The following is a 26,838-nucleotide window of genomic DNA, read 5'->3' as shown; positions in this document are numbered from 1 at the left end:
TTTACATATTATCCGATAGTACCGACATCCATAAAACCGCATAATTTTGCAAAAACCACCAAAAAGCTGTTAACGCAATGAGAAATCCATTAAATATCTCCTGTCTCTACAGAAAAGTATAATTTTAGTTGTTTTTTTATCTCCAGATAAAATATGTAAAAAATGTTTGACACATAATTTTTTCCAGTATACACTAATGATGTAAAAGATATTTGACATTTATTTAGAATTTAACTGTTTTTCCTTTGAAAATGGATATAGGGGGGGAAAAGATGGAGAATCGTATTAAAGCACTGAGAAAGGAAAAAAAAGTCTCACAAGATGAACTAGCTAAAATTTGTAAGGTCACCAGGCAGACCATAAATGCGATTGAGAATAATAAATATGATCCAAGCTTAAGTCTGGCATTTTGTATTGCTGATTATCTTGGTGTCATAGTAGATCATTGTTTTATTTATAAACAGTCATAATTTTAATTAAGAGAGAGGGATGAGCATATGAGAAAAATGGATGAAATGGAAAAATATCAATCAGGAATTGCCGCACGATATGCTTTTAGTTTCTATACAATCACTTTATTGATCTGGTCATTATTTAATTATTTTAAGACAGGTAATACTGGCTGGCAATTTCCCATTCTATTGATTGGGTGTGCGATTTATTTATGGGCACAAGTCTATTTCAAACGAAAAGCCAGTTAATATTCCTTTTAAAAATGAAATGGTAAACGGAGGGTAATATGTACGATTATAAATTTGTCCGGGTAGAAATTGATCGATGGAAAGGTAAGCCAACAGAGGATTATCAAAAAATTATTTCAGAGCACGCGGAAGATGGCTGGAAATTTGTCCAAATTTTCGCTCCACCCATTTCTGGTTTTGGAGCAGCCAATTACTTTGATATTATTTTTGAATTAGAAAAACAGTAATTACAACCTCTATATGTACTACAGAATTTTATGTGGAATTTACTAACAGATGAAAACTTACTCAAGAAGTTTTCTTGGTAAGTTTTCATTCCAGATTTATTAAATAGCACCAACTCATTTCTTTACAACTATACATTTCTACTATTACTAACTTAGTTTACTGATTTTTTCTTTAACACTTCCTACAAATTCACGTCTATTCCCAATTTGAAATATTAATTTTGCGTTGGAAAAATGCTCTAATGCCTTCTCCTGTATATTTAATGCTTGATAATTTTGGCCGCTTTCATAGTGTAATTCGCCTAATAAGTATAATAATTCTTCTTTGATACATAGGGTCATTCCCTTTTTACAATACTTAATGGATTCGTTGTATTGTTCTGTTTTAAACAAAGATTTGGCCAGTCCATAATATATGCGAATTTCAACTTTGGGGTCAGAAAAATCTGGAATATATTTCAAGTGATTTAAAGCGTTCAAATAGGTTTGGATTGATTGTTCATATTGTTTAATTTCGTTGTAAATGATTGCCATGCTATTAATTATTTCAATATCCTGGGCTGAAATGGCTATCTTTTTATTTGATTTTCCAATTTCAAAAGCTGACCTTAAAATATTCAGCGAATTATCTATGTTTTGCCGAATGTAGTATTCTGTTATTCCTTTATGCCACAAAATAAATTGTAGGTTACTACCATTCTTAAACGCTCTGTTTTGTTCTTCTTGTTTGATAATTCGATCGACCTCGGAATAGTTTCTATCTCTTATTGCTTTCCGAATTTGATATTTTACTTCGTTTACATAATCAATTCTCGGAGTATACGCTAAATCATAAAAATAATTAACGTCTACGCCCAGCTTCTCTGCTATTTCGTAAAGTGTAGTAGAAAGTGGAATGACTTCTCCTTTTTCTATTCTACTAATTTGTGCCTGGGTCCCAATTCCTTCTGCTAGCTGTTTTTGTGTAATTTGGGCATATTTCCTTAAATATTTAATATTACTTCCTATTATTTGCGCCTTCTCATACATTTGACTACCCCCAAAAAATACAACTATAGTTATATTCCAAACCAAATAATGGCATAATTTATAGCGTTCCCCCGATTCAACCATACTTTTCTCCCATTATTGAAAATTTTTATAGTCTTAAAATATAGTATGATTGCCTTATCATCATATAGGGGGTAAGAAAAAATGAAACGATTAACTTTTATTTTAATAGCAACTCTACTAGTAATGCTAAATATCGACGGGAATGATTTATTCACTACCATTACAAATGATATACTAACTACTCTTCCAAATCATGATTTACCCAATCAACATTAACTGTTAAATAAGTCTTGAACTTCTAATTTGTCTAATTGGTAAATTAGAAGTTCATCTATTTCATCAAAAGAGTTTTTCTGCTCCTTTTATCTTTATACATATTTTTATCTGCCTGGGAAAATAATCCTTCCATTTGTCCTACTGAACCGGAAGCATAGCTATATCCGATCGACATTTTAATCGTAACGACTAACGAATTAGCATTATACTTTTCTATATCCTTATGAATTTCAGATACCAAATGTTGGACTAGATTTTCCGACTGATTAGTTACCATTATAATAAACTCGTCCCCACCAATTCGTGCCACCGATATCGCATCCGATGAGTATTGATTGATAAGTGCTGCAACCCCTTTGATTAATTCATCTCCAGCTTTATGTCCAAAATGATCATTCACATATTTAAGACCATCTACATCACACACAACTAATGCAACAGGGACATTTATTTTTCTATTGAGCTCTTCAAATTTCATTTCAAAATATTCCCTATTATAAATACCTGTTAAGGGATCGTGGTGGATTCGATATTCTAATTCCTGTTGGAGTTTTACTTTTTCGTCAATATTCCTCATAATTCCTTGTATGACAACTAATTGCCCATTTTCATAAATAGGTGTGGCGTATTCCTCAAACCACCTATAGTTTCCATCATTGTCTCTCCAACGCTGAATGAGGATTTCAGAATAATCCATTTCTCCGCTTACTTTATGAACTAGTGTTTCATAATCATCAGGATGGACCCTTTCAAAGGGTGCGTAAGGGTTTAAGTCAGCTTCTTCTATAACTCCTTTGCCCAAAAACGTTTCGATGGAAGGACTTATATATTTAAATTTCATCGTCAATACTTCATAGTAATAAACAACATCTTTTGAACTTTCTATTAATTGGAAGATGGTTTGATATTTTCTTTTCCACTTTAACTTTCCGTAAAGAAATCCCACCAGAAGAACAACAACTACTACTAATAAAAGGATGACCGTTACCTTCATTTCCTTTTCTCCTATCTCTCTGATAAAAGTTTCTTTAAATTCTTGATCAAAATAAAAATGGACCAACCCAACATAGATTAGTCCATTTAACTGGAACATGCATATTGGTAACTGGCTAACATGGTCTCACGACTTTAGTCCCTATAGTTTTGCGTCTTCATCTTTCAATGAATTTGCCCTTCACAGTCTATTTAATTTTAAAATTAGTAAACATCTATCTTACTAAATTATAATTGCCAAATAAAACCAGGTCAATAGACCTAATTCAATAAGCACCGGGAACGGATCCCCAAACTCGTTGGTTCCTCCAATTTGGTAGAAATCTACCCCAAAAATACCAAAATCGCTTCTTTTTTTCACTTTGAAAGCAAAATGGTCCATTGGACGACAAAAATGCGCTCTAACTGGAAATAGAGCGGTTCGATACTTCTCTCAAAACCCGATATTCTAGGAACTGCCAACAGGCATCCACTCTATCGACGAAAGGTTGTTACGGGATGAAGAATCTAAAATCAGGCTCTATGGATCGTTATGAACACTATTCACAGTTTGGGAGTGTAAAGGAATTTAATTATCATATTGAAATGTGGCTCTTAGAAACGAAACCGACTTTTTCTAAAGGAGAACTCATCGGATTGAAACGGCTGATCCGTTTTTCAGCGAAAATACCGGGCGTCTCTCATGCGAAAATTGGAGCCATCTTAAAAGCGATCCATGAGGAATACCACGATCATGGGATTTCCCGCTCTACATTTAAACGCATGATTCAAAAAGCCATTCAATTGAAATCTATTTATCGCGTATATTCAAATTTACTTAAAGAGGGGAGCAACAAAATGAAAAAAAGAGGAAAATATATAGGAAAATTACTAAAAAGGCTTCGGGAGGCAAAGGACATAACACGGCAAGACCTGGCATTTAATTGTGCGCTCGGCGTGTCATATATGAGTAAACTAGAACGAAACATTCAAGAACCAAGTCTTGGAACCATCTTCATTATCGCCTCAAAGCTAGGAATCAAAGCATCTGAATTTATCGAAGCACTTGAGGACTCGGAAGAATAAACGTTTGGTTAGTAGTAGGTAAAGCCCTGCTAGCCTTGATTTCTTGCAGTAGAAGCCTCCAAAAGATTATCGATCATTCGGGCGGCGGGCACTTTAATCCATTGGCTGTGTTATCATTCATCGTTGATTTTCGTGTAGGTAGGAGAATTCATAAGCGGAGAATTTCACGCTATTGTATATAGAGGAAGCTTGAGAGGCAGAAATAAGCGGAGAAATTCCCACTATTGTATAAAAAGTAAGCTTAAGAAGCAGAAATAAGAGGAGAAATTCCCTTTAACTGTTCTAAAATAAGACAAAATCAGTCAAGTCCAATTAATTGTGTAAAAGTGTCAACAATGGTTTCGACTAATAAAAAAATTAAGTATGGTGAATTACATTTATTTTGAGTTTACATCGAGAGGCTGGCATTATTGCCTAGAGGGGGAGGGCAAGCAAGGTGTTTTTGTTTCTCCATCAGGTAGTTCGGCTCGTAGGACCCTTCTATGCGACCGTAACCCTTCTCCATCAGGCAATTCGGGCTCATACAACCCTTCTATGCGACCGTAACCCTTCTCTATCAGGCAATTCGGGCTCATACAACCCTTCTATGCGACCGTAACCCTTCTCCATCAGGCAATTCGGGCTCATACAACCCTTCTATGCGACCGTAACCCTTCTCTATCAAGCAATTCGGGCTCTTAGAACCCTTCTATGCGACCGTAACCCTTCTCCATCAGGCAATTCGGGCTCATACAACAGTCAAGTCCATTTAATTGTGTAAAAGTGTCAACAATGATTCCGATCAATAAAAAAATTAGTAAGGTGAACTATATTATTTCGAATTTACATTGAGAGGCGGGCATGATAGCCTAGGAGGGCAAGCCAGGTGTTGTTAAACTCCTGGCTTCCTGGCGTTACATCATGCCCGCTGGAGGCTCGATGTCAATTCGAAATTAGGCTTTTCCACTCCACTTGAGTAGAGAGTTATTTTTCATTTGTTTTCTTGAGGTAAGGAACATTATTTTTGTTCCAATCTTTTTCAATATCCATTAATACGGATCCAATTATTCGGATAGCGGACAAATCATTTGTAAAAATACGTATGACTTTTTCTCTCCTCCGTACTTCTTGGTTTAAGCGCTCTAGCATATTCGTTGTGCGTAAGTGCTTATGATACTGGACCGGCTGTGAATGAAATTGGATTGCATCTTCAAAGCCATTTTCTAATGTTTCAATTACTTTTGCGAATCCCTTGGTATCTTGATACTTCTCTACAAAGCGATTTTTCAAGTCTCTTACCACACTTAAATCTGAGTTTTGAAAGAGGTCTTTTAATTCCTGACGAGCCTCAGCAGTACCTTTTTTCGGCATAGTATCCATGATATTTCTTAAAAAATGAACACTACACCTCTGCCATGAAGTTCCTAGAAATGATTCTTTAATGGAGGTAACTAAGCCACCATGAGCATCAGAAATCACCATTTTAGGGGATTGAAGACCTCTGGACTTTAGATATTCGAAGAAGGAAGTCCAGCTATCAGTGGATTCGGTGTGATTGACTTTGAGGCCAATGATCTCTCTATGACCGCTTTCACTAACTCCAACCGCAATATGAACACTTTTAGAAACTACTCTATCGTTCTCACGAACTTTAATGTACATAGCATCCACGTACACATATGGATAATAATGAACGTTAAGTGGACGGTTTCTCCAGTCGTTGATGATGGGGTCTACGGTCTTCATTAGATTGGAAACAAGTGATTTGGACACACTCTTCCCGCATAATTCCTCTACAATTTTTGTGATTTTACGTGTAGAAACACCATTTACAACCATTTCAATCATAGAAAGAATTAGAGCTTGATCGCAGCGTTTAAATTTTTCAAAGATAGAAGTAGAAAATTCACCGTCTCTGGTACGAGGAACTTTTAGTTTGAGAGAACCTACACCAGTAATGAGTTCACGCTCATAGTAACCATTTCGATAGCCCCTCCGATCTTCGGTTCTTTCATGAGAAAGAGCATTAATATATTCATCTCTTTCTTTTTCCATTAAAGAATTTAAAATGAGTGATAAAGAAGCCTTAACTGGTGATTCTAATGAGCTGCTTTCAACTTTTTCTTTGAGATCTTCTAAATTTATAGTAATATTGATTTGGGTCATCATCATGTCCTCCGTTTATGGTTTTCTTGGTCGAAAACATTGTAACACGGGTCATGATGATGACCTATTTTCTTTTTACACAATTATATGGACTTAATCCATACAACCCTTCTATGCGACCGTAACCCTTCTCTATCAAGCAATTCGGGCTCTTAGAACCCTTCTATGCGACCGTAACCCTTCTCCATCAGGCAATTCGGGTTCATAGAGCCTGCCTATGCGACCGTAACTCTACTCCATCAGGCAATTCGAGTTAATAAAAAAATCCAACGATTTGGACCATATAAACGGAAAAATTCCCCTTATTTTTATGGAAATAAGGGTATTTCCCAATTTAAGCGGAATTTTTCCGCTTATTTTTCAAATACTGTGAAATCAACATTCAGTTATAACAGAGCTAATCTATTAAAAAAATGACATTTATCCCAATATTATCTATAATGATATAAAAATAGATAGATATTATTGGGGGCATAGAAATGGGCTTATTTAGAGACATTGGGACATTTGCTGGGAAAGTAGCCGGAGTAGTGATTGGTGGACCGATCCAAGTAGTTGGAGAATTAACCGGAGTAGATTTAATTGAAGATATTGGTAAAGGGGTTCAGAAGGCCTCCACCATTGCTGGTGAAACACTAGGTACATTTACGGATGGGGCTGTTGGAACGGTTTCAGGGATTATTCAAGAGGATCCAGCCAAACGCGATGAAGGGTTAAGCAGTATGGGAAATGCGATTGGAACCACCGCTAAAGGAGTCTACACGACTGTAAAAATCACGCTGAAAAATGGCGCAGATGTCATCGGTGGAGCTATGGATGGTGACATGGATACAGTAAAAAGAGGCGCAACTGGGATCGTAAAGACTGTTGCCGTTGGAGCACTCGCAATTGGAGTAGTAGACTTCATCGATGGAGCAGACGGAATAGACCTAAATGCTGATGCTGACGTCGCCGATGCCGATTACAATTCTGATTCGGGCGTACACCTTGTTGAGCCGCACACAGTCAATTCTGATCCCGGGGCACACCATGTAGATCCGCATTATGTAAATGGATATGTTCGTTCCGATGGTACCGAAGTGAGCGGTTATTGGAGAGATGGCGACGGGGATTCCAGTACACATTTAACCGCTGAACAAGGTGGGGGCTACATACAAACTAACCCAGATGGAGTAGAAACTAATAATATTGGGTAGACCCTAAAAAGGCGTAATATATTCAACATAAATTTACTACCCTTTGCTTGCAACTAAAGGGTTCCGTTTTGAAGTGCTTTTCTTAAAATACGTACCGAAATGACAGTCGTATTGGCATCGTTATTGGTATATAAAAACAAGAATAAACGCAGAGAAGGGATAGCTTAATCGCTATCCCTTCATCTTAATTTCGCTACCTAATCCTGTTGTTTGAAGAAATTTGTTGTCTGTTATTAGTGAGTGTCTTCGTCGCTTTTGTACTCCAAAATATCACCTGGCTGACAATCCAAAGTCTTACATATCGCTTCTAATGTTGAAAAACGAACCGCTTTTGCTTTCCCATTTTTCAGAATGGAAAGATTCGCCATTGTAATTCCAACCCTCTCCGAAAGCTCCGTTACACTCATTTTTCGTTTTGCTAACATCACATCAATATTAATAATAATTGCCATATCCTCCACCTCAGACCGTCAAATCATTTTCTGATTTTATGTTAATCGCTTCCTGCAAAAGCCTTTGGAGAACAGCAGCAAAAACTGCGATAACAAACGAAGCAAAAGGAATGACCATTCCAACAAATATGAGACCTGGGGCATCGTCTTTATCTGCCACGAGATAATAAAGCGGCAAACCTAAGACATGCAAACTACAGATGGAAATGGCGCAGTATTTGATTCTCATTAAAGCTTGAACAGACAATTCAGAGAAAGCAATGTTCTTGTCTATATAACTTAACAGTTTAAAAGCTTGATAAAGGGCGAAGTAAAAGGGTAATGCCCCTCCATATAAAAGGATGAAAATGATATATTTTATGGAATGAACCCCTAAGAAATCTGCTACCGCATTTCCCAGTTCGGGAACCAGAAATATGCACAAAGCGAGAACCGGAATTCCAATGAGAATAACAGCTATCTTCAAAAATAATGTGGTTGCTATCTTCATAAAAAACACCTCTCGTATATTTCAAAATGTTAATTGTTTTTTGGCTGCGAATCCAAGACATTCTTTATAGGTTTTTGAAGTACGTCCACAATGGCTGCGATGATACTTGTTGCCAAGATGCCTATTAGACCTAGAGATATTGGACCTGCTGCATCATCAACTGTGAATTGAGCACGCACCCTTAAATAAACTATTGCTAAGAAAATGAAGAAAATGACTGTAAAAGTGCATTTTTTTAGTACCTTCAAAGATTGAAAAGATAACTCAGAGAAAGCATTGTTCTTTTCGATATAGGTTAAAAGTTTAAATCCTTGATACAACGCCACAGAAAACGTAATACATATTCCATATGCACATACCAAAAGTGGATATAGCGAATAATCACCTGGGCGCTCTATCGCATCTCTTCTGGCTGCTTCAGGCAAAAAATATATACACACGGCAAGCACTGCAATTCCAACCAGAAAAATAATGACCTTTAAGAAAGTGGTAGAACCTCGTTTAACATTCATTTAAAACACCTCACTTATTTAATGACAATACGAATTTACCATATAATTTATCGTTTTACAATAAATTAGTATCGTTTTATATTATATTGTTGTTGTTATTGAAATATCCTTTTAATTTTTAGGGCTCTGTTATCATTCATTGTTGATTTTCGTGTAGGTATGAGAATCATAAGAGGAGAAATTCCCGCTATTGTATAAAAAGTAAGCTTAATAAGCAGAAATAAGCGGAAAAATTCCCCTTAGCTGCTCAAAAATAAGACAAAATCCAAAGATTTGGATCAAATAAACGGAAAAAATACCCTTATTTTTAAGGAAATAAGGGTATTTCCCAATTTAAGCGGAATTTTTCCCTTTATTTTTCAAACACTGTGAAATCAACATTCAGTTATAACACAGCCTATTTTTAAAAAAATAAAAAGCATTTCTAATTAAAAAGAAATGCTCTTACTTTCATTTTAAATTTTGCACCTCAAAAGAGTACCCGTTAAGGTGCTGTGGCAGCTCTTTTTTTCTTATTCCATAGTTAGTTAGTTTGTGAAGTTCTGTACTTAAAGTACTTGTGTTTAAATTGAATAAGATTAATTGCTCACATAATATTTTGCTAATGCTTCAAAAGATTTTTTTGTTTCCCAAGGCATATCATTATAAGTTTTGCCATTTTTCTCGATATAACTTTTCACAATACTATAACTAGCGATGTCCAAATCATATGCAGTATTTTCGTTAAATGGATAACTTGGCATTACAAAGGTAAACCAAAATGCTCCTCCTACATTTTCTTCAACAAAAATATCAAGTAACTCTTTGAGATAATCCACTTGTACATTTTCATCCCGAATAAAATCGCCTTTTAATTGGTTAGGTGTTTTATCTCTATCTACAATTGCCCACCCATATCCGCCTTTATCTTCAGCACCTTTATAGGTGCAACAACCAAATTCTAAAATGACTACTGGTTTTCCATATTTAAAATATGTTCTTAATTTCTCACGATAGGAATTCTTATTATGCACATCTCGATAATAATCAACTCCAACAAAATCAAATATATCCCAATGAACATTTTCCCAAGTTCCTGAAGCATAAGTAATTGGACCGTGAAAATGTTCATTTATTACCTTAACTGCATTTGATAAAAAGGCATTTAGTCGTTTGTGGTAGGAGCCTTTTAGAATCGTGTTTTTTAATAACTTCCAAGGTGACATAAACGTGTTGATACGGTCAAATGAAGTTTCTCCCATAACAAGACCCTTCATAAAAAAGGTAAGTTCACAGCCTGCAACAAAAATTATATTAGGCGACTGCTTTCGTAACTTTTCTGCTATTTTGGCACATTCTGCAAAGTAGATTAGGGTTTCTTGCTCCGTTCCATCAACTAATGCTGGAGAAAACCAAACCTCTAACCCTTGTTGAAGAGCAATTTCCGAAGCAAGCGAGAGTCTAGCCAAATCCTGACCAGAAATTCTAATGGCATTGCAATGCAGGTCATTACGGATTATTTCAATTTCACGTTTTACAATAGTAGGGTTGAAAGTATCACGAGATGAAGAACCTTTTCCTCGAGTAAAAGTGCCTACATCATAATTAATTCCTTTTCGAGAAAAGGCTTTATTATTGTTCATTTTATATTAAGCCTCCAATAATTATCTTCTGTTTAATATTTACGATTTATATTTTTAGCTTTTTGACTTTCTTTTAGATTCAAAGATCTCTGTTGCATATACATAAACTCAATAACATGATCTTGCAAATGTGTTAACTCTACAGAATCTTTATTTAACTGCCTAAACTATTAAATATATTGGGTATCAATGCAAGATATTATTTAGCAATTTCTTCCTCCATTTATTACTCTTCATCCAATTTAGTAATAATAATATTACTAATGTATAATTTTTTCAACATTTATTTAAAAAATAGTAAAAAATCATTTACTATATTACTATTAGGAATAAAAATAAGAGCTAAACTATGCAAGTTTTTATATATTGCGTAGTTTGGCTCTTTTTATATTTACAAGAAAATTCCATTTATAGCATTTATTAATCACCAAATACAAATTAGTGAATGTATTAACCACTGTAGGGAAACTATATCTTTAAGTATTTAATAAATTTGAGCAAGGGGAGATATATGATTTTTCTTATTATAAAAGTAATTATTTGTATTATTTTAATAATGTTATGGTTACGGGAATGTAAAAAAGATCCAGTTCAAACCTTAGGAAACTTTTTTTTTATCCTTTTTATTTTCACTCTAATTTTTGACGTTTTCGCACTAAATTATAAAATGATTACTTTAAAAGAAAAACCAATTAATATCTACCATTTATTTATCAATAGAAATATTTTTTTACCACTTTCATTGTTCTTATTTCAAAAAATCCCTCAACATTTTTTCAAAAAGATTTTGTTTTCCATTGTATGGATTATTATGTTTTATTTTTTTATCAAACTAAATGAACAGTTTCAAATTGTAACGCTCAAGGATTGGACTTTACTTAATTGTGGTTATATCGGAGGAATTATTATTACTCTGTCTCTTATTATGTCATATGTATTTGATAAACTAGCAAGGAGTAGCGTGAATAATGCCCCTTCCAATTAAATTTGACACAAACGAAATATTTATTATGGTAAATGGAATCATTCTTACTCTAATTGCAGTGAAACTGCTTCCTAATCGATTTACTTATACAACAAGTATTATATTGTACCTACATAAGATTGCTGTTGCTATTGTAGTTGACCATTTACTCGCAGGTCCACCTCTTGATCTCTATGATGTAATGGATACACCAAAATTTGAATTCTTCGATTTGATTATATATTTTTTTGTATATGGACCATTCACCTATATCATTATTTACATTTATGATAAATGGTTTTACCATAAGTCTCTTTTTAAAAAAATTATTTATCTGCTACTCATCACTCTATTAAATATAGGTAGCGAATTTATTGGAACTAAACTAAATATTTATATTTATAAGGGGTGGACACTTTATTACTCTATCCCAGTGTATTTAATTGTATATAGTACGAATTTTTATTTACTAAAATATCTGAAGGATCACGAGAGTAATAAAGGTTACCCAAAAGGTAATTAATTAATTTGTGATAAGGTTCACCGTAATGCATCACAATGAGGTTCTCTTGGATTTTGAGATATACTTACTCCCTTTTAAATATGATGTCTTGTCATTAATTGAGTAACCAGCAAAAGTAATTTAAGCGGAGATTTTCCGCTTAAATGAAAAATGGAGCTCGTTTCGGGGAAAATAAGGGATTAAGTCCATATAATTGTGTAAAAAGAAAATAGGTCATCATCATGACCCGTGTTACAATGTTTTCGACCAAGAAAACCATAAACGGAGGACATGATGATGACCCAAATCAATATTACTATAAATTTAGAAGATCTCAAAGAAAAAGTTGAAAGCAGCTCATTAGAATCACCAGTTAAGGCTTCTTTATCACTCATTTTAAATTCTTTAATGGAAAAAGAAAGAGATGAATATATTAATGCTCTTTCTCATGAAAGAACCGAAGATCGGAGGGGCTATCGAAATGGTTACTATGAGCGTGAACTCATACTGGTGTAGGTTCTCTCAAACTAAAAGTTCCTCGTACCAGAGACGGTGAATTTTCTACTTCTATCTTTGAAAAATTTAAACGCTGCGATCAAGCTCTAATTCTTTCTATGATTGAAATGGTTGTAAATGGTGTTTCTACACGTAAAATCACAAAAATTGTAGAGGAATTATGCGGGAAGAGTGTGTCCAAATCACTTGTTTCCAATCTAATGAAGACCGTAGACCCCATCATCAACGACTGGAGAAACCGTCCACTTAACGTTCATTATTATCCATATGTGTACGTGGATGCTATGTACATTAAAGTTCGTGAGAACGATAGAGTAGTTTCTAAAAGTGTTCATATTGCGGTTGGAGTTAGTGAAAGCGGTCATAGAGAGATCATTGGCCTCAAAGTCAATCACACCGAATCCACTGATAGCTGGACTTCCTTCTTCGAATATCTAAAGTCCAGAGGTCTTCAATCCCCTAAAATGGTGATTTCTGATGCTCATGGTGGCTTAGTTACCTCCATTAAAGAATCATTTCTAGGAACTTCATGGCAGAGGTGTAGTGTTCATTTTTTAAGAAATATCATGGATACTATGCCGAAAAAAGGTACTGCTGAGGCTCGTCAGGAATTAAAAGACCTCTTTCAAAACTCAGATTTAAGTGTGGTAAGAGACTTGAAAAATCGCTTTGTAGAGAAGTATCAAGATACCAAGGGATTCGCAAAAGTAATTGAAACATTAGAAAATGGCTTTGAAGATGCAATCCAATTTCATTCACAGCCGGTCCAGTATCATAAGCACTTACGCACAACGAATATGCTAGAGCGCTTAAACCAAGAAGTACGGAGGAGAGAAAAAGTCATACGTATTTTTACAAATGATTTGTCCGCTATCCGAATAATTGGATCCGTATTAATGGATATTGAAAAAGATTGGAACAAAAATAATGTTCCTTACCTCAAGAAAACAAATGAAAAATAACTCTCTACTCAAGTGGAGTGGAAAAGCCTAATTTCGAATTGACATCGAGCCTCCAGCGGGCATGATGTAACGCCAGGAAGCCAGGAGTTTAACAACACCTGGCTTGCCCTCCTAGGCTATCATGCCCGCCTCTCAATGTAAATTCGAAATAATATAGTTCACCTTACTAATTTTTTTATTGATCGGAATCATTGTTGACACTTTTACACAATTAAATGGACTTGACTAAATAAGGGGAGGTTTTCCGCTTATGCAAAGAAAAACCTCCCATTTTTCACATTTTTCGAGTCAATAGGCGGAATTTTTCCATCTATTGAAGCATTTTTTAACTCTAATTACTAATTAAGCGGAATTTTTCCCTCTATTTATCAGATCGGGTGCTTAACCTGCTCCCCCTACCAACAGCGCGGGTGGTTTTCTGTAGGAATAGCAAATGTACCTAATTCCAGAAACTCAGAAACTCAGAAACTCCTATATTAAATACAACCCACCAATAGCAGCCAATAAAACAACTTGTGTAATTACTACCCCTATTACCCATTTCTTAGAGGAAGCCCAATGTTCCTCTTGTTCTTGTTTGATCAAATCGAGCTCGTCCTGTTGGTGCATCCATTGTGTTTCACGCTTTTGCTGCTCGATCTTCAACTGTACTTGGAAGGTTTGCGTTGCGTCACTAACCAATGCTTCAACTTGCGCAAAGCCTTCTTTTACTTCTTCATGCTTTTGATCCACATTCTCTTTAAACCCTTTAATGATACCTGCAACCTCTTGGACCTGCTCCTTATGTTCACTCGTAGCTACTTCAAAAAATGCCTTTAAATCTTCTTGCTGCTTCAAGGAGTGAGCGTGTAGTTCCGTCATGATTGAGGTATAGTTTTCCTTCTGCCTAGTTAAAACCCTCGTACTTAACTCCCGCCAAACTTGCTCACTGTCTTGGAGAATCTTTTTTTGTTCTTCCGCTAAGTCACTAAACGATACAAAGACATCCCCTAAAACACTTAGCTGTTCTTCAAATAAGCTTGGTACATCTTGTTGAAGATTGGCAACAGTAGCACGCAATTGGGTGGCCGCTTCCTGCGTAATCCGCTGAAAATCATCTTCAAAACGTTCGAGTTTAAATTGAACGCCTTCCATCGCACATTCAACCTTCGCATATTCATCCTCTAAATGTTGAATGTGCTGTGTCAGCTTACTCTTTAACTCATCATAAAAGAGCTCATCATTGACTTCTTGTAAGTCTTTTAACGCCTGTTTAAAATCCACTTCTGTACTAGTTGTCATCATCAATAATCCTCTCGGCTTGCATTTTTAATAGATTCCAATATTGATGGATAACCCATCTTTCTGATTTCGTTTTAGTTTGATCAAAGAGACGCTCTTTGTAAATCGCTGATTGTTCAATAAAGCTTTCCTTCAAAAATAAATCCAACTGTCTGGAACGTTCGATGTCTTCCTGCCACTCTTTATTTGCCTCATCAAATTGGCTGTTCAATTCGTCTATTCGTGCCTGAAGCTGACAATTATCTTTCAACTGCTGAATATACTGCTCTTTATAATCAGCACAAATCATATCCTGTAAAGCTATTTTCTTGTGTAAAGCAAGTTTCACCACACGGATGGCTTCCTTATATTGCAAAAAAAACTCATTAAAGATAGTTTCAAGCTTATTTTTAGCCACATACACATCCGTTGAATACGTACTCTCTTTAAAATAACGATCCACCACATAATCGATATAGAGGGATGTATCAAATAGATCGTGTGGGAATAGCATCAACGAAAGGGCAAGCTGCTCTTGCCGATTTAGTTGCCTAATATACGCATTCAGTTTGTCGACAGATTCCTCTGCCAACACTTGTAAGTTTTCAAGTTCTGCGTCAAATTGCCGTCTTAAATAGGATGCTTTTTTTTCAGCATACGTTAATGTTGACCATACTGGAATGAAAAGGGGCGGCAGTTTAAGTCCGCCATATACATCAACTGCTGGAATGGCTTTTTCCAAGCGCTCAAGCTTTTTATTTTCATTCTTCAACTTATTCGCTAATCCACCTGCAATAAACTCTTTCTCCTCAAGCTCTAGAATGGTTCTTTCCATCTTCACCTGTAACGCTGCCACTTCTTTTTCCTGCTTCTTCACGATATAGCGTTCCATCGATTTGATTTTTCGGATTTCTTGTTCAGGTGAATCAATTTGTGTTAGATCCTCTACTAACTCATTAAAAAGCATTTGGACCCACCTATTTGCTTGATGAAAAAGCTCCGGCTGCGTCTGCTTTAAATCCATCCATGAATCCCCAAACTCCAGTGGATAGACATCCGTTTCAAGCACGTCCATTTCGCTGACACGAGTTAACTCCTTCCGGTACAATGCCTTATACTCTTCGACAGAGGACACACTTCCCTCTAAAATCGGACGCATCACCGAACCATTAGTGACACTTCTCGTGAGTAAAATACGAAACTGCTCAGGAAGGACCATCCAATCTTTCACAAACTCCTTATCTAGTTTGGTTAAATTGGTCATTTGGCTGGCAATTTCCATAATGATACACACCTTGCAACGGCTAATATACTCTTTCAGCACCCGGTTCACATGGTGCATTTCCCCCAAGTCTTTGCTATCATCCCCTGGCAAATCAATAATCGCTAAATCGCGGACACGACGTTCCACATCTTCTTGGTTGAAATAAATCTTTGGAATTTCTATCATTAATGGCGTGAGTGAAAATTGTTCTTCACCATAAATTTCATTCCGTAATTGCCCCATCACTCGTTCCACCTGTGTAAGTGTCGAACAGGTAAACCTTTGACCTGAAGGCCAGACAATTTGAAAATCCGATTCATTTGTTTTCTTAAAAATCGTACACGTGATTGTGGCAGACTTCCCCTTTTCCCGTCCGCCTCGCAGGGCATCCGCCAATGGATTGATTCGTTCAAATTCTATTCCTAATAAGGTTAAAATAAAGGTGGTTTTCCCTACTTGGGTTGGACCATACACACCAATATACACTTGTTCCTTATCTTCCATATATCCATCAAACCGGTTAAAGCCATTAATGAACTTGGTGACAGCCGTTCGAGTCCAATCCCATCTTTGCTCATGATAGTTAGATAAATACAGATTGCTCATATTGCACTCTCTTTAATTCCTGGCTAATTAAGCCGATTTTACGAACGGTATAGGTAAGATGCTCAAGCTCGCCGACTTGATCGTAGCGACCAGAATACTCTAAATGCTTAGTAACCAACTGATCAGCCATACGGTCAAATGTACGCTTTAATCCATTAATAAACGCTTTCGCTTGAATCTCAGGCAATTCATTAAAAATGCGTTCACCTGCTTGGGATAGCTGCAATTGGCGCTCATTTGCTTTACGCATACTCTCTTGAATGGCTTTTGCCGCATAGGCAGCCGCAAATCCAGCACCAAAGATACCAAGTAATTGAGCCCCTGAAAGTTTAATACCGATGGCCGCTAACGCAGCTGTGGCATTGGACAATAAATCCATTTCACCATCTATTAACCCATCTAGTCCGAGAATTACTGGAATGGCCTTTAATAGCTTCGGAGCGGCTATACTTAATTTTTCGATTTGTTCCATTGGGTTTATTTCCACATTTGCGTGTGATAAAAATTGACGGTCTAATCGAATCTCACCCGTTTCCGACTTCGCTTCTGCTAAATACGTTTCACGAATAAGCATCGTACCAATAACCGCTAGTGTTTTACAGTCTTTCTGGTTTAGCTTAATAGGAAGGGCATCTTCCGCTTTAAAATAAGCATCAATTCGTGCTAGCGGCTGTGTTGGTTCGTTTTTCTTATGGACAACCCCTACACTACGATTTCCTCTCACCCTTGCAAGGAATGCCGCCTTTTTATCCTCAGTTGAAGATGGAGAATCGTTGGAAGCAGCGGTTTGTACCGGCTCTTCGATACTTTGAAGGACTTCTGTACCCGTGGCATTCACATACTTCGTGACCACTTCTAGAATCTCCAAATTGGGTGGTAATAACCGCGGTGCTTCCTTCTGATCCACTGCATGAATAATCGTTTGGTTATGATAGGGATTCTCCCAAATTTCTTGGATTTTCTCCTCAAGTTCATAGAGTTCTTGTGGTTTTTGTCCAAAGAACTTTGTCTTCAGTTCTTTTCCCCATGTTGTGTTTTGGGCTAAATGTTCACGGAATGCGTCACGGGCTGGCTTAGTACGTTTCTGTAAGGCTACTTTAATATCATTTTCTAAATCACTTAAAAACTTGGAAGAAATAGTCTCAAAGCTAATCAATATCGTATGATAATCATCCAATTGCCCTTGTTCCATTTTGCGCTTTTTCATTTCAGCCTCAAGTATTTTACGCACTTGGAATAAGGCATCATCCATTTGCCTTGCAAGAGAACGAATGAGTTGTTTCACTAAATCATCGCGAGTGTTATTTTCATAGCCATAACGATCGATCGCATCTTTTAAGTGGGATTGCCAGTCCTCTGAAAACTGCGGCTTTTCCCCCGTAATGACCACATGATCATGCTCGTGGACCTGCAATTCAAACTCTTCCATTATTTGCTTTTTAAACGCTGCATTTTGATCCGCATTCACATCGCCAAACGTAATGGCAATGACCGGTTTCATGTTTTTATAGATTTGCTTGACCTTTCGCATCATCTCTTGAGTCGATTCACGTGCAAAGGTATCTTTGCGAAGAACCATAACAGAAGAATTCGACAAGTATAAAATATGCTCCAGTAACAGCTGTGAAATATCCTTGTCATCCTTCTCAAATCCTGGCAGTAAGACAATGGATTTCATCTCATCTTTTAAGTAGCGCTCTGGCACCATACATTCCAGCCATAAATCTTCATTCACCTTTGGATTCATGGCGATTCTATTAAATTCCTGTGGACTAACCTTTTCCGCCACTACTTCTAAATGCCCGTCATCATTTTGCTTAGGACGATTCACATAGGTTTCAATTCGGTCTACTTTTTTCTCTGTAATAAATACTGGTAACCGCTCCCCACGCCCGCTGTTTTCCGGCAAAATATCTTCTGGCAGCTCATAGAGACGCTTAATGATCGTCGTTTTCCCTGTCCCTTGAAGGCCTGTAATGGCTACTAATGAACGGTTAGCCATTAAGTTGGTGATACTTAATTTATTATGTAACGCCTTTAATTGGTCTAACACTTTTGTTTTTTCTTCTTCATGTCGCGACTCAAATGTTACGGTATCTAATTGAATAATTAACTCTCGAATATGTCGATAGTAGTTCTCAATAATTTCATGATTCTGTTGTGTTAGCATTCTGTCACCTCTATGAGTTAATGATTGTTTATGAATCACCCAATACCCATATTCAACCTTAAATGGATAATGTTGATATTACTCTAGTATTATAACATTTTTTTGTTTTCATAAGAAAAAAGAGGGAGATGTGTGTAAACACTTCTCCCTCTTGTCTATTTCTATGACTCTCTTATTATTTTACTTTGGCAAGAATCTCTAATGTTGTACATAATTTTCCTCCACTATTCCTTTCATAGTGCAAATGTAATATATTTCCCTTGATGAATCTATTATAAAACTCTTTCCTTAAGAAAAACTTAACAAATTTCAAATCATATTTTACAATTTTATGTAATTTCTAGGCATAAAGATTGATGTCAATTTTCACAATTTTTTGTCGAATTGTAACAATTTTGTTGTTATAATGAAAAATATATAGAACTGGCCGCTGACAACCAAGTAGAACTGATTAATGGTGTTAGTTTTGCCCAGCTTTATTTTAAGAGCGTTTAGTACTTAGAAGGGACCTATAGATATGTATAATCAAATACAAATACAAAAAGAGTCAGGACATCACAAAACAGCCATCATTCTATTTCCGATTATTCTTTTCCTAGGGTATTTTCATCCAGCATTTTTGGGAATCGGACTGATTATTTTCTTTTTAGTTACCTCCTTTAAGTTACTAAAAACGATGATTATATATATGCTGATTTTAGGTGCTCTATCGGCGCTTATTCCACCTTTGGCACCCATCATACTAATCATCATGATTATCCTTTTTATAATGCGGATAGGATTTGTCATAAAAAATTGGAAACCATTTGTTGCTGGTATTTTCATATACGGGGCTGCTGGTTCTCTTCTTGCCAAAGTAAGTGCAGACCCTTTTACGTGGTTATCCACCCATTTTTCCTCTTCCATTTTCATGGAAGCAATAATCGTCGCTGCCCTTGGATTCTTTGTCTTAAGAAGCGTGTTAATCTGGCTCTACCGTGAAGGATATACGAGCTCAACGGCGCTAGGGATAATGGGAAGTGCACCACTAATTATTATTTCTTTTATCCTGCCCTTTTTGAAAATGCATATTGGTGGAGACTTCTTTGCCCATGATGCAGCGTTTACGGATGGTCACGTCTTGACCAACGGGGATCACATAGCCCCAAATGGAGTCCAATCAGCCGACACTGCTGTAGCCAATGGCTCCCATCTTCAACATGTCCAAGCACATGTAAGAACGGCTCCAGATGGGGATCCAACGAACAACTTATCTTATCATGGGCCGGATGCCAAGCCACCTACTATGCAAAATCTCGTTCAGGTCCATGATTACGTGAGAACAGCTCCAGATGGTGTGGTCACAAATAATCTCTCTTATCAAGGAGGACAACCGATACAAGCACAGCCATCCAATGGCACTTTTACGGGGACAGAGCCTACATTTCCTACCCTATTAAATGAAGCAGTGACAGCCATTAATCCAAGCAAGTTAAATGAGGATCAATTGAAAAAGGTAACAGAAATTTACCAAACCAACCCTTCTCGACAAACGGCCATTGACCGATTAGTTAGCCAGCTAACCGAGTATGTCGAAAATCAAAAAACAAATCAATAAGGAATTCATGAATCTAAAAAGGACAGTCTTACACATCGTTTAAAGAAGTGTCAGACTGTCCTATTACTTTTTTATGCTTCTGTAAGTAGTACCATTATAGGTTGAGATTGAGCCACTTTTTCTCCATTTTGCACGTAGATAAAAAAGAGAAGTGCCGGTAACACATCTCCCTGTTTACAGACGCAGGAATTTCTATAATAACCGATATACTCTTGCCTCATAGGGACTCATTATTAATTCCCCATGAAAATCTAAATGATTTTTATAGTTTGTCAGTAATAATTCCTTCCTTGCAGCTGATAGGGTTTCCGGCAGGCTTACATCTACCTGCTGCTCAGAAATATTCAAAACCACAAGCCATCTCTCATTATCTAATTCACGAATAAAGGAATAGATTTGTTGATGATCCTCTAATACCTCTTGGTAATCCCCATATACCATGACTGGATTTTCTTTTCTAAGTTGAATCAATTGTTTATAGAAATAGAAAACCGAATCAGGATTAGCTAGAGCTTCAGTAACATTTATCTCTTTATAGTTCGGATTAACTTTTACCCATGGTGCTCCCTGTGTGAACCCAGCATTTGGCGAATCATCCCACTGGACAGGAGTACGAGAATTATCACGAGAAAGATGAAGTAAACTCTCAAATACTTCCTTAGGATCGCGGCCTTTTTCCACTTCTTCTTCATACTTATTTTTCATCGCAATATCATGATAGTCATCAATCGATTGGTACCTAACCCCAGTCATGCCGATTTCTTCACCTTGATAAATATACGGCATTCCCGGCAGCATATGTAATAACACTGCAAAACACTTGGCCGACTCCACTCTGTAGTTTGTATCATTCCCAAATCGAGTGACCAGCCGAGTATGGTCATGATTATTTAAAAATTGCGAGTTCCAGCCTTTTCCCCACAGTCCTTTATACCAACGTCTTTGGATTTCTTTAAACCGTTGCATATCCCAATGACTCATGTAATCACAAACTTCAAAGTGAAATAATGTATGAAGTTCCCTTCGGCCTTCACCCACATATAACAGTCCATCCTCTGGGGTAACAAAAGGAATTTCTCCAACTGTAAAAATATCATAGTGTTGCAATACTTCCTCGTGCATCTCTTGAAGGTACTCATGGATACCTGGGTTATTCCCAAGATACGAGATATCCGCTGGATTTTCTGCGTCCGGGAATCCGACCTGTTTTGCCAGCAGATTAATGACATCCATTCGGAATCCATCAATACCCTTGTCTAGCCAAAACCTCATACTAGAATAGATTTCCTGCCGAACTTCTGAGTTTGCCCAATTTAAGTCCGGCTGCTCCACTGCAAAGGAATGAAAATAGTATTCTTCTGTTTGTTCATCATATTCCCATACAGATGGAGTAAAGTAGGAACGCCAATTGTTGGGCTTTTTACTCCAAATATAGTAATCTCTTTTCGGATGATCTATAGAAGAACGTGATTCCTTAAACCATGGATGTTGATCGGAAGTATGGTTTACTACTAAATCCATGATTAATTTCATGCCCCGCTTATGCACTTCTTGGAGTAACCTTTCAAAGGTGTCCATCGTTCCTGCCTTTGACATGACTGAGCAATAATCGGAAATATCGTATCCATTATCTACATCTGGAGATTCATAACATGGATTTAACCAAATGACATTTGCCCCTAGTTCTTGAATGTAATCTAGCTTTTGAATGACTCCTTCTAAATCTCCATAGCCGTCCCCATCCGTATCATAAAAACTTCGCCAGTATACTTGATATACGACTGATTCTTTCCACCAGGTTTTTTTCATTGCAATCATCCTCTTTTAATCCGAATTACTTCATCGCAACACTAGATTGAATAAAACAATTTTGTTCTGTTAAATTAGTTCGTAACTCTTCAACATTGATTTCTTTCGGATTCACACCTTGTTTCACCGCAATGGCTGCTGCTGTCCCAGCTGCTTGCCCTAACGCATAACAGGTTGGTTGAATTCGTAAGGAGGAATGAGCTTCATGTGTAGCTGAAATACATCTACCGGCAACAAGCAAGTTGTCGAGAGCGACAGGCTGCAGGCAACGATAAGGGATTTCATACCATTCCCCTTTTGGTAGAACTACTTTTTCGGTCCCAGTCCCTGTAGGATTATGGATATCAATCATATACATACAAGAAGCGATCCCATCTGAGAACTTCCGGCATTCGATAACATCTTCTTTAGTAAGAACATATTCTCCCATAATTCTACGTGATTCTCTGATTCCAATCTGTGGTCCTGTTGTAACTAAGTAGGAATCTTCAAAACCAGGAACATGGTTTTGTAAATATTCAACTACGTCCTTAACCTGTCTTCTTCCTTCGATTTCCGCCCTTGTTAAATCATCCACATCAAGTGCATTTACCTTCACAATTCGGGTCATATTCACCATCACTTCACCAGCTCTTGGCATTCCAAAAAATAAAACCCTTCCTTGCGGTAAATCGAAGTCCTCCACTCGATATTCCAGTGCTTTCTTTTTTGTCTTCACTCCACCCATTTTAAACATCACACTTGCCGGTTGGACCATTCCATCACTTTCACGTCCAACCTTAAAATCAGCACCTGCACGGGCAGCTAAATCACCATCACCTGAACAATCAATGTAATTTTTTGCTAGTAACATTTGACGTCCTGACTTACTTTCTGTAATTAGGCCAGTAATCGTTTGGTTTTCAAGAATCGCGTCAACGACATAAGTATGAAGTTGCAGACGCACACCGCTTTCCAAAACCATTTCATTTAAAACATATTTATACGCTTCAACATCAAATGACCAAGCATGCCCAGTACCACCAAATGCATCTGCCTGCTTTAAACGGTCAATCATCTCTTGAAAGATCCCTTTTACAAGTTGAGTTTTTCCTGCTGAAAAACTCATGAATGGATTAACTAAAGCAGCCGTTCCCATGCCGCCTAAAAACCCATTTTTTTCAAGCAAAATAGTATCGGCCCCTTGTCTTGCTGCAGCAATCGCAGCTGCTACTCCTGCTGGACCTCCCCCTGCAACAATAACATCCGCATGTTTGGTTATTTCAATATCCTTTGTTTGTGTGTACATTTCCATCAAAAAAACCTCCTATCCCTTAACCCCTGATGAAGCAATTCCTTCAACAAGGAATCGTTGGAAAATGATAAATATTAATGCAATTGGAATCATAGATATGGCAGATGCTGCCATTAACAAATTCCATTTCACTTCATACTGCCCCTTAAACTGAGTTAACGCTACCTGAAGTGTCATCATGTCTGGTGAATCCATCATAATAAGCGGCCATAAAAACTCATTCCATGCTCCAAGGAATGTAAGAATCCCTAATGTAACAAGAGCTGGTTTCGTTAATGGGAGAATAATCTGCCAAAAAATACGAAACTCTGAACACCCATCAATCCTTGCCGCTTCCATTAATTCTGTTGGAATCGTGCTGATAAACTGTCGCATCAAAAATACCCCATAGGCATTCGCAACAAGCGGTAAGATAACAGACCAATAAGAATTTAATAGATGTAACTTAGATACCATTAAGAAAATCGGAATCATCGTTACCTGCATAGGCACCATCATGGTTCCAAGAAAAAGGATGAAGAGAGTTTTCTTCCCCATAAAATCAAACTTTGCAAACGTATACCCGGCTAGACCACAAATAAATAGAGTGATAACGGTTGTTAAGACCGAAATAACTGTCGTGTTAATAAAGTATTGGGTATAGTCCCCAGATGTCCATGCTTCAACAAAGTTTCCCCAGTTTGCATGCTTCGGCAAAAAAGTTGGCGGGCTGGAGAAAATCTCATTATTTGGTTTTAAAGCACTTGTAATCATCCAAGCAAATGGAATAAGCATTCCTATGGAGCCAAGAAGCAAAAATGTATATAGTGAACCACGTACCAAAACTTTTGAGCGTAAACTATTCATGAAGATCCTCCTATTGCTCACTATCAGATTTAAAGATCCGCATTTGTACTAAAGTAAGGATAAATAAGATGATGAAGAAGACATACGCGGCAGCAGATGCATATCCCATATCAAACCGCTGGAATGCCTCTTGATAGATATAATGAACCAACACCATCGTACTTGTTCCCGGCCCCCCGCCTGTAATAACATAGGCAAGGTCAAAAATCTTAAACGATCCGATTAACGTAATAATTAAAACAAATAATGTAGTAGGTTTTAATAATTTCACAGTAATATGCCAGAATTTCTGCCATGTATTAGCTCCATCCACATCCGCAGCTTCATATAAACTAGTAGGAATGGATTGTAGACCAGCTAAGAATAGAAGAACATTGTTTCCTAAGCCCTTCCAAATACTTACGATGATTAGAACAATCATTGCCTGTTTGGAATCAACCAGCATATTTTGTAATGGGAATCCTAATTTACCAAGAACAAAGTTAATAAATCCATAACTAGGACTAAACATCCATTGCCATACAAGTCCGACTACAACCATTGAAAGAACAACCGGAAAGAAAAAGGCGGCTCTAAAAAAGGCTAATCCTCTAATTTTTTGGTTTAGGAATACAGCTATGACAAGCGCAATTGCTACTTTAAAAGGTACTGAAATAGTGAAAATCAGTGTATTTTTTACAGATGTCCAAAACAACTGATCTTTAAATAACCGAATATAATTATCAATACCAACAAACTCTGGACTTCCGATTAATCCCCACTTCTGAAAGCTCATATAAAACGCAAAGACGACTGGAAAAAATAGAAATAGAGAAAACAGGATAAGAACAGGTGATAAAAATCCAAATGGCGTGAGGTGTCGCTTCCATTTTCTTTTTTTCGTAACGGAAGATTCAGCATTATTTTCTAATTTAATAGATTTGACCGCATCCACTTTTTTTCACTCCTAGAAATAGAAAGGAGAGGAGTTTTCCCATAACCATTTCCTCTCCTTTTTGTATTATTTTTTCAATACGGATGTATTAATTTGTGATTCAATATCTTTTGCTGCCTTCTCAGGTGACTTTTCACCTAAAATAACAGTCTGCAATTCACTTGTTAATACAGATTTATAACCTAAATACTCTGGAATGGAGAAGTCTTTTACGGCAAAATCAGGAACACTATTTACTTCCGTAGTGATTACTTTCATTCCCTCACTAATTGGACCGTAATCTACTTTTTCTTGTGCACTTTTTGTTGTTGGAATAACTCCTTGTTTTGCTGCAAAATCAGCCATTACATCCGTGCTTGTTAAGTACTTCATTAATTTCACAGCTTCTTTTGGATGTTTAGTATTCTTAAATGCAACGATATTAGAGCCACCAAGCTTTGTTGCTGTAACCTCTTTTTTCGGCATATAAGTAACACCATAATCAAAGTCCTTAATATCCGTATCAAATGTGTTAATTAATCCTGAGAAAGTAATAACCATTGGAAGCTTACCTTGTTTAAATAACTCATCTGCTTTTTCAGATCCTACAAAGGATTCTTTAGATGCTAAGCCGCGGTCGAACCAAGATTTAAACCATTTAATGGCTTCAATTGAATTTTTTGAATCAATACCAGCAGCTGATTGATCTTTATTTAACACTGATCCTTTATTTTGATAAAGGAATGGTAAAAATTGAGAAACGTCACTTCCAGTGCTGACACCATATTTTAAGTTATTAGCTTTCTTTACTTGTTCAGCAGCATTAAGGAATTCGTCCCAGCTCCAAGCATTATCAATTGAAGTTGGTACACTTACGCCAGCTTTTTCAAATAAATTTTTGTTATAAAACACAGCAATATCATCAGTAAAATGTGGTAGACCATAGATTTTATCTCCCTTTTTTACACTAACGATACTAGATGGGAGAAAATCACTTTTCTCTTCATCTGAAAGCTCAGAAGAGACATCCAATAGTAAATCAAGATTTGCATAGCGTTTTGTTGCAAGTACTGGAGTATATAATAGATCCGGTGCTCGATCTCCAGCAATCATAGTCTCAACTTTTTCAAAAAATTGATCTAGTGGTATTTTTTCAACATTTACTTTAATATTCTTATTTTCACTTTCGAATTGCTTGATCTGTTCCACTAATGTAGGGTTATCATTGTTTATGATGAACCTTAATTCCACGGGACCATCCGATTTTTTAGAACCGCTTGCTTCTTCTTCTTTACCCCCACAAGCGCTTACAATAGAAGATAAAATGAGTAACACAGCAAATAGTAAAGGCATTTTAAATTTCTTTAACATAATAAACCTCCGTAAGAAATGGAATAATTTCG

General features: G+C 36.7%; 24 protein-coding genes, 1 pseudogene and 1 riboswitch. Of the genes and pseudogenes, 10 read left to right on the top strand and 15 right to left on the bottom strand.

Going from position 1 to position 26,838, the window contains the following annotated elements:
• Positions 1-272 precede the first annotated feature (272 nt).
• The 3 genes from AA0X95_RS04505 to AA0X95_RS04495 are packed head-to-tail and all read left to right on the top strand — an operon-like array spanning position 273 to position 928.
• Positions 273-470 carry a helix-turn-helix transcriptional regulator gene (locus AA0X95_RS04505; protein ID WP_413305832.1) on the top strand — a complete coding sequence of 66 codons (198 nt, stop codon included), beginning with the start codon at positions 273-275 and terminating at the stop codon, positions 468-470.
• Positions 471-497: 27 nt separating this feature from the next.
• Positions 498-701 carry a hypothetical protein gene (locus tag AA0X95_RS04500; RefSeq protein WP_413305829.1) on the top strand — a complete coding sequence of 68 codons (204 nt, stop codon included), beginning with the start codon at positions 498-500 and terminating at the stop codon, positions 699-701.
• 38 nt (positions 702-739) lie between these two features.
• A complete protein-coding gene (locus tag AA0X95_RS04495) occupies positions 740-928 on the top strand; it encodes a DUF4177 domain-containing protein (RefSeq protein ID WP_413305827.1) in 189 nt (62 codons plus the stop codon).
• Between the two features lie 147 nt (positions 929-1,075).
• On the opposite strand, the gene AA0X95_RS04490 is transcribed toward AA0X95_RS04495, so the two are convergent.
• Positions 1,076-1,957, bottom strand: a complete 882-nt coding sequence (locus AA0X95_RS04490) for a helix-turn-helix domain-containing protein (protein WP_413305824.1) — start codon at positions 1,955-1,957, stop codon at positions 1,076-1,078.
• A gap of 165 nt (positions 1,958-2,122) precedes the next feature.
• On the opposite strand from AA0X95_RS04490, the gene AA0X95_RS04485 reads away from it, so the two are divergent.
• Positions 2,123-2,257 carry a hypothetical protein gene (locus AA0X95_RS04485; RefSeq protein ID WP_413305822.1) on the top strand — a complete coding sequence of 45 codons (135 nt, stop codon included), beginning with the start codon at positions 2,123-2,125 and terminating at the stop codon, positions 2,255-2,257.
• A 55-nt stretch (positions 2,258-2,312) separates the two neighbouring features.
• Here the strand turns inward: AA0X95_RS04485 and AA0X95_RS04480 are convergent, their stop codons facing one another.
• Positions 2,313-3,251: a diguanylate cyclase domain-containing protein gene (locus AA0X95_RS04480; protein WP_413305819.1), complete on the bottom strand. Its 939-nt coding sequence runs from the start codon at positions 3,249-3,251 to the stop codon at positions 2,313-2,315.
• Positions 3,252-3,354: 103 nt separating this feature from the next.
• Positions 3,355-3,439, bottom strand: a riboswitch (cyclic di-GMP riboswitch).
• A gap of 309 nt (positions 3,440-3,748) precedes the next feature.
• On the opposite strand from AA0X95_RS04480, the gene AA0X95_RS04475 reads away from it, so the two are divergent.
• On the top strand, positions 3,749-4,315 hold the full coding sequence (locus AA0X95_RS04475) for a helix-turn-helix domain-containing protein (RefSeq protein WP_413305817.1): 567 nt from the start codon (positions 3,749-3,751) through the stop codon (positions 4,313-4,315).
• A 963-nt stretch (positions 4,316-5,278) separates the two neighbouring features.
• On the opposite strand, the gene AA0X95_RS04470 is transcribed toward AA0X95_RS04475, so the two are convergent.
• Positions 5,279-6,460 carry an IS256 family transposase gene (locus AA0X95_RS04470; RefSeq protein ID WP_413309821.1) on the bottom strand — a complete coding sequence of 394 codons (1,182 nt, stop codon included), beginning with the start codon at positions 6,458-6,460 and terminating at the stop codon, positions 5,279-5,281.
• 479 nt (positions 6,461-6,939) lie between these two features.
• Between AA0X95_RS04470 and AA0X95_RS04465 the strand changes: the two genes are divergently transcribed.
• Complete coding sequence (locus AA0X95_RS04465; protein ID WP_413305814.1) at positions 6,940-7,656, top strand: hypothetical protein; 717 nt, start codon at positions 6,940-6,942, stop codon at positions 7,654-7,656.
• Positions 7,657-7,889: 233 nt separating this feature from the next.
• Here AA0X95_RS04465 and AA0X95_RS04460 read toward each other — a convergent pair whose 3' ends face one another.
• The 4 genes from AA0X95_RS04460 to AA0X95_RS04445 all read right to left on the bottom strand — a co-directional run bounded on the left by AA0X95_RS04460 (position 7,890) and on the right by AA0X95_RS04445 (position 10,732).
• Complete coding sequence (locus AA0X95_RS04460; protein WP_413305811.1) at positions 7,890-8,108, bottom strand: helix-turn-helix domain-containing protein; 219 nt, start codon at positions 8,106-8,108, stop codon at positions 7,890-7,892.
• 10 nt (positions 8,109-8,118) lie between these two features.
• Complete coding sequence (locus AA0X95_RS04455) at positions 8,119-8,598, bottom strand: DUF2975 domain-containing protein (RefSeq protein ID WP_413305808.1); 480 nt, start codon at positions 8,596-8,598, stop codon at positions 8,119-8,121.
• 29 nt (positions 8,599-8,627) lie between these two features.
• The gene (locus tag AA0X95_RS04450) at positions 8,628-9,110 is read right to left on the bottom strand and encodes a DUF2975 domain-containing protein (RefSeq protein WP_413305805.1); all 483 of its coding nucleotides are present in this window, start codon (positions 9,108-9,110) and stop codon (positions 8,628-8,630) included.
• Between the two features lie 578 nt (positions 9,111-9,688).
• Positions 9,689-10,732, bottom strand: coding sequence for a hypothetical protein (locus AA0X95_RS04445; RefSeq protein WP_413305802.1), 1,044 nt, complete (start codon positions 10,730-10,732; stop codon positions 9,689-9,691).
• Between the two features lie 511 nt (positions 10,733-11,243).
• Here AA0X95_RS04445 and AA0X95_RS04440 point away from each other — a divergent pair.
• The 3 genes and pseudogenes from AA0X95_RS04440 to AA0X95_RS04430 all read left to right on the top strand — a co-directional run bounded on the left by AA0X95_RS04440 (position 11,244) and on the right by AA0X95_RS04430 (position 13,676).
• Positions 11,244-11,717: a hypothetical protein gene (locus AA0X95_RS04440; protein ID WP_413305799.1), complete on the top strand. Its 474-nt coding sequence runs from the start codon at positions 11,244-11,246 to the stop codon at positions 11,715-11,717.
• Entirely contained in the window at positions 11,701-12,219 is a 519-nt protein-coding gene (locus tag AA0X95_RS04435; RefSeq protein ID WP_413305796.1) for a hypothetical protein, read from the top strand. The genes AA0X95_RS04440 and AA0X95_RS04435 overlap by 17 nt, the downstream gene beginning before the upstream one ends.
• A gap of 276 nt (positions 12,220-12,495) precedes the next feature.
• Positions 12,496-13,676: pseudogene (locus AA0X95_RS04430) on the top strand (IS256 family transposase).
• A gap of 471 nt (positions 13,677-14,147) precedes the next feature.
• Here AA0X95_RS04430 and AA0X95_RS04425 read toward each other — a convergent pair.
• Genes AA0X95_RS04425 through AA0X95_RS04415 form a run of 3 tightly spaced genes read right to left on the bottom strand, consistent with a single transcriptional unit; the run spans position 14,148 to position 18,976 of the window.
• Positions 14,148-14,960: a hypothetical protein gene (locus AA0X95_RS04425; RefSeq protein WP_413305794.1), complete on the bottom strand. Its 813-nt coding sequence runs from the start codon at positions 14,958-14,960 to the stop codon at positions 14,148-14,150.
• A complete protein-coding gene (locus tag AA0X95_RS04420) occupies positions 14,947-16,806 on the bottom strand; it encodes a hypothetical protein (protein WP_413305791.1) in 1,860 nt (619 codons plus the stop codon). The genes AA0X95_RS04425 and AA0X95_RS04420 overlap by 14 nt, the downstream gene beginning before the upstream one ends.
• A complete protein-coding gene (locus AA0X95_RS04415; RefSeq protein ID WP_413305789.1) occupies positions 16,784-18,976 on the bottom strand; it encodes a hypothetical protein in 2,193 nt (730 codons plus the stop codon). The genes AA0X95_RS04420 and AA0X95_RS04415 overlap by 23 nt, the downstream gene beginning before the upstream one ends.
• Before the next feature lie 517 nt (positions 18,977-19,493).
• Here AA0X95_RS04415 and AA0X95_RS04410 point away from each other — a divergent pair.
• Positions 19,494-20,573 (top strand): hypothetical protein, encoded by a 1,080-nt coding sequence (locus tag AA0X95_RS04410; RefSeq protein ID WP_413305786.1) that lies wholly within the window; start codon positions 19,494-19,496, stop codon positions 20,571-20,573.
• 192 nt (positions 20,574-20,765) lie between these two features.
• Here AA0X95_RS04410 and AA0X95_RS04405 read toward each other — a convergent pair whose 3' ends face one another.
• The 5 genes from AA0X95_RS04405 to AA0X95_RS04385 all read right to left on the bottom strand — a co-directional run bounded on the left by AA0X95_RS04405 (position 20,766) and on the right by AA0X95_RS04385 (position 26,806).
• Positions 20,766-22,382 (bottom strand): glycoside hydrolase family 13 protein, encoded by a 1,617-nt coding sequence (locus AA0X95_RS04405; protein ID WP_413305784.1) that lies wholly within the window; start codon positions 22,380-22,382, stop codon positions 20,766-20,768.
• A 25-nt stretch (positions 22,383-22,407) separates the two neighbouring features.
• Positions 22,408-23,676 (bottom strand): FAD-dependent oxidoreductase, encoded by a 1,269-nt coding sequence (locus AA0X95_RS04400; RefSeq protein WP_413305782.1) that lies wholly within the window; start codon positions 23,674-23,676, stop codon positions 22,408-22,410.
• Positions 23,677-23,688: 12 nt separating this feature from the next.
• Positions 23,689-24,522 carry a carbohydrate ABC transporter permease gene (locus AA0X95_RS04395; RefSeq protein ID WP_413305779.1) on the bottom strand — a complete coding sequence of 278 codons (834 nt, stop codon included), beginning with the start codon at positions 24,520-24,522 and terminating at the stop codon, positions 23,689-23,691.
• 10 nt (positions 24,523-24,532) lie between these two features.
• The gene (locus AA0X95_RS04390) at positions 24,533-25,456 is read right to left on the bottom strand and encodes a carbohydrate ABC transporter permease (protein WP_413305776.1); all 924 of its coding nucleotides are present in this window, start codon (positions 25,454-25,456) and stop codon (positions 24,533-24,535) included.
• A 66-nt stretch (positions 25,457-25,522) separates the two neighbouring features.
• On the bottom strand, positions 25,523-26,806 hold the full coding sequence (locus tag AA0X95_RS04385) for an ABC transporter substrate-binding protein (RefSeq protein ID WP_413305773.1): 1,284 nt from the start codon (positions 26,804-26,806) through the stop codon (positions 25,523-25,525).
• Positions 26,807-26,838 lie beyond the last annotated feature (32 nt).

The sequence above is a fragment of the Neobacillus phoenicis genome, from assembly GCF_047302305.1.
Taxonomy (GTDB): domain Bacteria; phylum Bacillota; class Bacilli; order Bacillales; family Cytobacillaceae; genus Neobacillus.
The sequence above is the reverse complement of the archived record's forward strand: the minus strand, read 5'-3'. Positions and strand labels throughout refer to the sequence as shown.

Excerpts from the sequence above, each read along its gene's own strand:
- AA0X95_RS04505 (WP_413305832.1), top strand. The coding sequence starts at position 273 with ATGGAGAATCGTATTAAAGCACTGAGAAAGGAAAAAAAAGTCTCACAA.
- AA0X95_RS04500 (WP_413305829.1), top strand. The coding sequence starts at position 498 with ATGAGAAAAATGGATGAAATGGAAAAATATCAATCAGGAATTGCCGCA.
- AA0X95_RS04495 (WP_413305827.1), top strand. The coding sequence starts at position 740 with ATGTACGATTATAAATTTGTCCGGGTAGAAATTGATCGATGGAAAGGT.
- AA0X95_RS04490 (WP_413305824.1), bottom strand. The coding sequence starts at position 1,957 with ATGTATGAGAAGGCGCAAATAATAGGAAGTAATATTAAATATTTAAGG.
- AA0X95_RS04485 (WP_413305822.1), top strand. The coding sequence starts at position 2,123 with ATGAAACGATTAACTTTTATTTTAATAGCAACTCTACTAGTAATGCTA.
- AA0X95_RS04480 (WP_413305819.1), bottom strand. The coding sequence starts at position 3,251 with ATGAAGGTAACGGTCATCCTTTTATTAGTAGTAGTTGTTGTTCTTCTG.
- AA0X95_RS04475 (WP_413305817.1), top strand. The coding sequence starts at position 3,749 with ATGAAGAATCTAAAATCAGGCTCTATGGATCGTTATGAACACTATTCA.
- AA0X95_RS04470 (WP_413309821.1), bottom strand. The coding sequence starts at position 6,460 with ATGACCCAAATCAATATTACTATAAATTTAGAAGATCTCAAAGAAAAA.
- AA0X95_RS04465 (WP_413305814.1), top strand. The coding sequence starts at position 6,940 with ATGGGCTTATTTAGAGACATTGGGACATTTGCTGGGAAAGTAGCCGGA.
- AA0X95_RS04460 (WP_413305811.1), bottom strand. The coding sequence starts at position 8,108 with ATGGCAATTATTATTAATATTGATGTGATGTTAGCAAAACGAAAAATG.
- AA0X95_RS04455 (WP_413305808.1), bottom strand. The coding sequence starts at position 8,598 with ATGAAGATAGCAACCACATTATTTTTGAAGATAGCTGTTATTCTCATT.
- AA0X95_RS04450 (WP_413305805.1), bottom strand. The coding sequence starts at position 9,110 with ATGAATGTTAAACGAGGTTCTACCACTTTCTTAAAGGTCATTATTTTT.
- AA0X95_RS04445 (WP_413305802.1), bottom strand. The coding sequence starts at position 10,732 with ATGAACAATAATAAAGCCTTTTCTCGAAAAGGAATTAATTATGATGTA.
- AA0X95_RS04440 (WP_413305799.1), top strand. The coding sequence starts at position 11,244 with ATGATTTTTCTTATTATAAAAGTAATTATTTGTATTATTTTAATAATG.
- AA0X95_RS04435 (WP_413305796.1), top strand. The coding sequence starts at position 11,701 with ATGCCCCTTCCAATTAAATTTGACACAAACGAAATATTTATTATGGTA.
- AA0X95_RS04425 (WP_413305794.1), bottom strand. The coding sequence starts at position 14,960 with ATGATGACAACTAGTACAGAAGTGGATTTTAAACAGGCGTTAAAAGAC.
- AA0X95_RS04420 (WP_413305791.1), bottom strand. The coding sequence starts at position 16,806 with ATGAGCAATCTGTATTTATCTAACTATCATGAGCAAAGATGGGATTGG.
- AA0X95_RS04415 (WP_413305789.1), bottom strand. The coding sequence starts at position 18,976 with ATGCTAACACAACAGAATCATGAAATTATTGAGAACTACTATCGACAT.
- AA0X95_RS04410 (WP_413305786.1), top strand. The coding sequence starts at position 19,494 with ATGTATAATCAAATACAAATACAAAAAGAGTCAGGACATCACAAAACA.
- AA0X95_RS04405 (WP_413305784.1), bottom strand. The coding sequence starts at position 22,382 with ATGAAAAAAACCTGGTGGAAAGAATCAGTCGTATATCAAGTATACTGG.
- AA0X95_RS04400 (WP_413305782.1), bottom strand. The coding sequence starts at position 23,676 with ATGGAAATGTACACACAAACAAAGGATATTGAAATAACCAAACATGCG.
- AA0X95_RS04395 (WP_413305779.1), bottom strand. The coding sequence starts at position 24,522 with ATGAATAGTTTACGCTCAAAAGTTTTGGTACGTGGTTCACTATATACA.
- AA0X95_RS04385 (WP_413305773.1), bottom strand. The coding sequence starts at position 26,806 with ATGTTAAAGAAATTTAAAATGCCTTTACTATTTGCTGTGTTACTCATT.